Source organism: Corallococcus sp. CA047B, from assembly GCF_003612065.1.
GTDB lineage: Bacteria > Myxococcota > Myxococcia > Myxococcales > Myxococcaceae > Corallococcus > Corallococcus praedator.
Genome location: NZ_RAWD01000025.1, coordinates 44452 through 50927, shown reverse-complemented (window position 1 = coordinate 50927; position 6476 = coordinate 44452). Strand labels below are relative to the sequence as shown.

Sequence of the window (6476 nt, the reverse complement as noted above, 5' to 3'; positions counted from 1 at the left end):
AGCAAGGACACCGCCCACCCGCCGCGCCAACCCATGCCACACCCCTTACAAAAAGGCCTGGGAGGGAGGGTGTGTCGCGCAAGCGGATGCGCCAAGTGCCCCCGGGTCGGGCCGTGCTCGCCTGCCTGGACCCACGCAATGTACGGCAGGGCCTCGCACGGGGTGGTCGGTATACTGCGCATCCCCATGAAGACGGACTCGTTGAAAGCGCAGCTCAAGCGCACGTTGCGGCGCGACCTGTGGATTGCCATCGCCCCCGCGGCGCTCCTCATCGCGACCGCGTTCGCGGTGACGTTCTACTTCGTCAAACCCGCGCCCCCGAAGACGCTGGTGATGGCGCTGGCGCCGGACGAAGGCGGCTTCGGCTTCATGGCCAAGCGCTACCAGAAGTTCCTCGCGCAGCACGGGGTGACGCTGGAGCTGCGCCCCACGAAGGGCTCCGTCAGCAGCGTGGCCCTGCTGGACGTGGAGGACAGCGGGGTGGACATCGCGTTCGCGCAGAGCGGCACGACGGGCGGCAAGGGCCAGGAGGTGTCGGAGCACGTGGTGTCCCTGGGCAGCCTCTCCTACGTACCGCTGTGGGTCTTCTACCGGGGCGAGCGCGTGGAGGATGTGCGGGACCTGGCCGGCAAGCGCATCGCGGTGGGGCCGGAGGAGAGCGGCACGCGCTCACTGGCGCTGACGCTGCTCAAGGCGAACCGCGCGGACGCGGCGCCCACGCAGCTGCTGCCCCTGGACCGGGATGCGGCCATCGACGCGCTGAAGAATGGGACCGTGGACGCGGTGTTCCTGGTGGCCCCGGCGGAGTCGCCGCGCATCCAGAAGCTGGCGGCGGTGAAGGACGTGCGCCTCTTGAGCTTCACGCGCGCGGAGGCGTACACGCGCCGCTACCCGTACCTGTCGCGCCACGTGCTGCCCCGGGGCGTGTTCGACTTCGCGGCGGACCTGCCGGATCAGGACGTGCAGTTGCTCGCGCCCAACGCGCTGCTCGTGGCGCGTGACTCGTTGCACCCGGCGCTCGCCTATCTCCTGATGCGCGCGGCCAGTGAGGTCTCCGGCACGGCGGGCATCCTGGACAAGACGGGGGAGTTCCCCGCGCCGCTCGCCGCGGGCTTCCCGCTGAGCAGCGAGGCGAAGCGCTACTACGCGTCCGGCGTGCCGCTGCTCCAGCGCTACCTGCCGTTCTGGGCCGCGAACCTGGTGGACCGGCTGTGGGTGATGCTGGTGCCCATCATCGCGGTGGTGGTGCCGCTGATGCGCGCGGTGCCGGCGGTGTTCCTCTGGCGGGTGCGCTCGCGCATCTTCCGCTGGTACGCGCGGCTGAAGGAGATTGAGATCCAGCTGGAGGAGGATCCGGATCAGGAGATGCTCCAGGGCATGCTCAAGCGGCTGGAGGAGGCGGAGCGGGAGGTGAACCGCATCGCGGTACCGCTCGCCTACCAGGAGAACCTGTACTTCTTCCGCGAACACCTGGACATCGTGCGCCGCCGGCTCACCCGCAGGCTCGCGGGCGCGCCCGAGCACAAGGACCATCCGCTCCACCAGGTGCCCGCGTGATGGATGAAGAGGTGACGCTGGTCGGGTTGACGGAGGACATGCAGGTCAATGCCGTGCTGTTCGGCTTCGTGGGCCTGTACGCGATGATGTTCCCGGGGCGCGTGGCGGCCTGCTACCTGGTGGGCAGCCACGCCACGAGCGAGGCGGTGGGGGAGAGCGACCTGGACCTCACGCTCGTCTTCAAGGACACGTTCCTGCCGGGCGAGGAGGCCCGCTTCGAGCGCTTCCGCACGGCCCTGGGGCCGCTGTCCCGCCACCCATTGGACCTGAACGCGGTGGAGGAGGCGCGGCTCGTCGCGGAAGGCGAGGTCAACCTCAAGGAGAACGCGCTGCTCATCGCGGGAGAGGACCTGCGCGAGCGGATTCCGCTGATGCCGCTGGAGGCGTGGACGCGCCACTGCATGCACCAGCCCTACCGGTTCATCGAGCGCGCCCGCGCCCGCGCCGAGGACGCGCCCCTGCGCTTCCCGCTGGAGTACCCGGACGCCCGGGGCGAGCTGTATGGCTACGACTACCGCGAGGTGATGGACGCGAACGGCGTGCTCCACCGGGGCTTCAAGGAGCTGGTCACCCTGGCGTGCCGGATGGCGACGGCGGCGGTGGCGGTGGACGCGGGCCGGCACACCTTCTCCAAGCGCGACGCCATCCAGGCGCACCGCGAGCACCTCCACGACACCTGGACGCCCCTGTATGAATCCATCTTCGCGAGCCGCCAGCAGTGGGGCTACCGCGTGCCGGAGGACGCGGCGGCGCGGGCGACCCTGCGCGCGGCGTGCGCGCGGATGCTGGACGCGGAGAACGCCTTCCTCGCGCGCTACCGCGACTACCTGCTGGCGGAGCTGACGCGGGGGAGGCTTTCGGACCGGGTGCTGGCGGCGCGGCGGCTGGGCGACATCGCCTATCCGGACGCCGAGGTGCCGGAGGCGTTGCAGCGGCTCCTGGAGGATGCGGAGCCAGCGCTGCGCGAGGTGGCCCGTGAGTCGTTGGACCGTCTGGCGCGACACCGCGGCGACCGCGCGTCGTCCGCAGCCTGAAGCCTTTTTGAAGGAGTGAGGATGTCGCGCCCCCCGGTGTATCTGAAGCAGAATGTCGTCGCCGAGCCGCTCCACAACCAGTGGTACGCGTGGTGGTTCCTGGCGTCGCCCATGACGGCGCCCCTCTTCGTGGCGAACCTCCACGTGAAGATCATGGAGTCCTTCGTCGCCAACCCCGCCATCCACGTCGCGGCGCTCAAGAGCCCGGCGCTGCGCGGTGGGCCCTACCTGAACTGCGGCGTGGACCGCGTGGGGGAGGTGAAGGCGCTGCTGGAGCGCACGCTGGAGGAGGAGTCGCTGGCGCTGCGGTACGCGGCCGCGATGCGGGAGCTGGACGCGCTGCTCGCCTCCGCGGAGGGCTTCTCCATGGAGGAACTGTACCCGCGCGTGCCGGAGCTGCTGCGCGGCTACGTGGAGCTCACCTACGACTTGAGGAACCGCGCGTCGCCGCGCTTCTTCGAGCCGCTGCTCTACAAGAGCCCCTTCCACCGCGAGTCCTCACAGAGCCTGTCGCTGCGGCTCATCCACGAGGACGCGCGCCCGTATGTCTTCAGCACGCCCCGGCTGGACGACACGCGCGACGGAAGCCTCCAGGTGCGGCTGCCCTTCCGCCATGATGCCTGGGACACGCTGTTCGCCATGCGCCGCACGCCGGCGCCCCTGGGGGCCGTGCACGACGCGCTGGGCATCGCGCCCCAGGACGGGGACACCTTCGCCACGTTCTTCACGCCCGAGCCGCCCCGGCCCGCGCCCCGCTATGACGGGGAAGGGGTGCGGGTGCGCTACTTCGGCCATGCGTGCGTGCTCATCGAGTCGCGCCACGTCAGCGTCCTCACGGACCCGGTGGTGAGCTACGACTTTCCCAGCGACCTGCCGCGCTACACCTTCGCGGACCTGCCGGAGCGCATCGACTACGTGGTGCTCACGCACGGCCACGCGGACCACCTGATGTTCGAGCCGCTCATCCAGTTGCGCCACCGCATCGGCACGGTGGTGGTGCCCGCGGGCGGCGGCGGCGCGCTGGTGGATCCGTCGCTGAAGCTGTTGCTCCAACACGCGGGTTTCCGCAACGTGGTGACGCTGTCGGAGCTGGAGTCGCTGCCGGTGCCAGGGGGGGAGCTGATGGGTTTGCCCTTCCTGGGCGAGCACGGCGACCTGGACGTGCGTGGGAAGCTGGCGCACCTGGTGCGCCTGGAGGGCAAGGCGCTGTTGATGGCGGCGGACTCCAACGCGCTGGAGCCCCGGCTGTATGAGCACGTGCAGGCGCACACGGGCCCCATCGACATGCTGTGGCTGGGGATGGAGTCGGAGGGCGGGCCGCTCAGTTGGATGTACGGGCCGCTGCTGCCCGCGCCGCTGTCCCGGAAGATGGACCAGTCGCGGCGGCTCAACGGCTCCAACGCGGCGCGCGCCATCGACATCGTCCAGCGGCTGAAGCCGCGTCAGGTGCGCATCTACGCCATGGGGCGCGAGCCGTGGCTGGGGCACGTGATGGTGATGGGCTACCACGAGCAGTCGCCGCAACTGGTGGAGTCGCGCAAGCTGCTCGCGTACTGCAGGGAGCAGGGCGTGGACGCGGACATGCCCTACGGCCAGGCGGAGTCCTTCCTCCGGTGACGGTGCCAACGCCGGGGGCCCGGAATCCCGTGTCCGTGCGACGCCTGCTGGGGCTGGCCTGGGAGGAGCGGCGCGCGCTGGGCGTGGGGCTGGTCTTCCTCATCGTCGCCACGGTGCTGTCGCTGGTGTTCCCCCAGGCCCTGCGCGTCATCGTGGACGAGGCGCTGGGCGCGAAGGACCAGGGGCTCATCGACCGCACGGCGGTGTGGCTCTCCGTCGTCTTCGCGGTGCGCTCGGCGGCGGACGCGCTGCGCTTCTACTTCTTCAACACCGCGGGCGAGCGCACCGTGGCGCGCCTGCGCGAGGACCTGTTCGCGCGGCTGGTGGACCAGGAGGTGGCCTTCTTCGACACGCGCCGCACGGGGGAACTGACGAGCCGGCTGACGGCGGACACCACCGTGTTGCAGCACGCGGTCAGCAACAACATCGCCACCGCGCTTCGCAGCGGCGCGCAGGCGGTGGGCGGCATGACGATGCTCTTCTACACGTCGCCGTCGCTGGCGCTGCTGATGCTGGCGGTGGTGCCGCCGGTGGCCATCGCGGGCGTCGTGGTGGGGCGGCGGATAAGAACGGCGTCGCGGCAGGTGCAGGCGGCGCTGGCGGACGCCACGGGTGTCGCGGACGAGGTCTTCACCGGCATCCGCACGGTGCGCGCCTTCGCCGCCGAGCGGCACGAGGTGGGGCGCTACCGGGGGCGGCTGTCGCAGGTGCTGTCGCTGATGCGCCAGCGCTCGCGCCTGTCGGCGGCCTTCATGGCGGGCAGCGGCTTCGGAGGGCTCTTCGCCGCGGCGCTGGTGGTCTGGTACGGCAGCCGGTTGATGCTCCGGGGTGAGCTGTCCATGGGCAGCCTGACGTCGTTCCTCGCGTACACGCTGCTCGTGTCCACGGCGCTGAGCGGACTGACGGACCTGTGGGGGGACTTCATGCGCGCGTCGGGGTCCGCCGAGCGCGTGTTCGAGATGATCGACCGCGTGCCCGCCATCCCGCTGGAGGGCGGCGCGCGGCTGCCTGCCTTGCAGGGGCGCGTGGAGTTCCGCGACGTGCGCTTCGCGTACCCCTCGCGGCTGGATGTGCCGGTGCTCCAGGGCCTGGACCTGGAGCTGGCGCCCGGCGAGGTGGTGGCGCTGGTGGGGCCTTCGGGTGGGGGCAAGTCCACCATCGCGGCGCTGCTCGCGCGCATGTACGACCCGCAGGGCGGTGGCGTCTGGGTGGATGGCCATGCGCTGCCCACGTTGGATCCGGGCTGGCTGCGCCGGAACCTGGGCGCGGTGGCGCAGGAGCCGCTGCTGTTCTCCTGCTCCATCGCGGACAACATCCGCTACGGGCGACCGGAGGCCACCGACGCGGAGGTGGAGGCCGCCGCGAAGGCCGCGAACGCGCATGACTTCATTGGCCGCTTCCCGGAGGGCTACCGCACGGAGGTGGGGGAGCGGGGCGTGCAGCTGTCCGGCGGGCAGAAGCAGCGCGTGGCCATTGCACGGGCGGTGCTCAAGGACCCTCGCATCCTGGTGCTGGACGAGGCGACCAGTGCGTTGGACGCGGAGAGCGAGCACCTAGTGAAGGACGCGCTCGAGCGCCTGATGCAGGGGCGCACGACGCTCATCATCGCGCACCGGCTGTCCACGGTGGCCAATGCCCACCGGGTGCTGGTGCTGGAGTCCGGCCGCGTGGTGCAGAGCGGCAGCCACGCGGCGCTGATGGCCCAGGAGGGGCTCTACCGCCGGCTCGTGGAGCGGCAGTTCGTGGCGGCCTGAGCCCTACGGGGTGACGCCGAGCATCGCGCGGATCTGCCGGGTCATCTCGATTTCGGCTTCGTGGATGTGGCCGTCGCGGGCGATGAGCGCGTGGACGGCTTCGAGGACGGCGGTCGGGTTCTCGCGCAGCACGGTCACGTTCGGGGGAGGCAGGGGCTTTCCCTCCTGGAGGCACTGGGTGAGGGCGGTGAGCTCCGACAGGGGGACGCTGAAGCCGCGCGCGGTATCGATGATCTGCTCGATCTCCTCGCGGGTGACGCGGTCATCGCTGGTCGCCACCTGGAGCAGCAGCTTGATGACCTCGATGTGGAAGTGGGAGTCGGGGTTCGACGGGGTGACCATGCGGGTTGCATCCTCCAGGGTGGTCCAGGCTGACCTGCCCGGGGGGGACGCGTCCAGCGGCGTCTCGGGGGCAGGGCGCTCGCCGGGTGGGCGAGGGTGTCACAGGTGACATACCTCCTGGGAGGGATGGGCAGGGTTACCCCGCATTGTCATGCTCGCGAAGTATTGAAAC

The 6476-nt window shown here is 70.7% G+C and carries 5 protein-coding genes; 4 read left to right on the top strand and 1 reads right to left on the bottom strand.

The window, feature by feature from the left end; translation table 11 throughout:
• Window positions 1–186: 186 nt before the first annotated feature.
• The 4 genes from D7X74_RS06860 to D7X74_RS06845 are packed head-to-tail and all read left to right on the top strand — an operon-like array spanning window position 187 to window position 5962.
• On the top strand, window positions 187–1557 hold the full coding sequence (locus D7X74_RS06860; RefSeq protein ID WP_120532114.1) for a TAXI family TRAP transporter solute-binding subunit: 1371 nt from the start codon (window positions 187–189) through the stop codon (window positions 1555–1557).
• Window positions 1557–2591, top strand: coding sequence for a nucleotidyltransferase domain-containing protein (locus tag D7X74_RS06855; RefSeq protein ID WP_120532113.1), 1035 nt, complete (start codon window positions 1557–1559; stop codon window positions 2589–2591). Before D7X74_RS06860 ends, D7X74_RS06855 begins: the two co-directional genes overlap by 1 nt.
• 21 nt (window positions 2592–2612) lie before the next feature.
• A complete protein-coding gene (locus D7X74_RS06850; RefSeq protein WP_120532112.1) occupies window positions 2613–4208 on the top strand; it encodes an MBL fold metallo-hydrolase in 1596 nt (531 codons plus the stop codon).
• Between the two features lie 29 nt (window positions 4209–4237).
• Window positions 4238–5962 (top strand): ABC transporter ATP-binding protein, encoded by a 1725-nt coding sequence (locus tag D7X74_RS06845; protein WP_120532111.1) that lies wholly within the window; start codon window positions 4238–4240, stop codon window positions 5960–5962.
• A 3-nt stretch (window positions 5963–5965) separates the two neighbouring features.
• Here D7X74_RS06845 and D7X74_RS06840 read toward each other — a convergent pair whose 3' ends face one another.
• Window positions 5966–6304 carry a TerB family tellurite resistance protein gene (locus D7X74_RS06840; RefSeq protein WP_120532110.1) on the bottom strand — a complete coding sequence of 113 codons (339 nt, stop codon included), beginning with the start codon at window positions 6302–6304 and terminating at the stop codon, window positions 5966–5968.
• Window positions 6305–6476 lie beyond the last annotated feature (172 nt).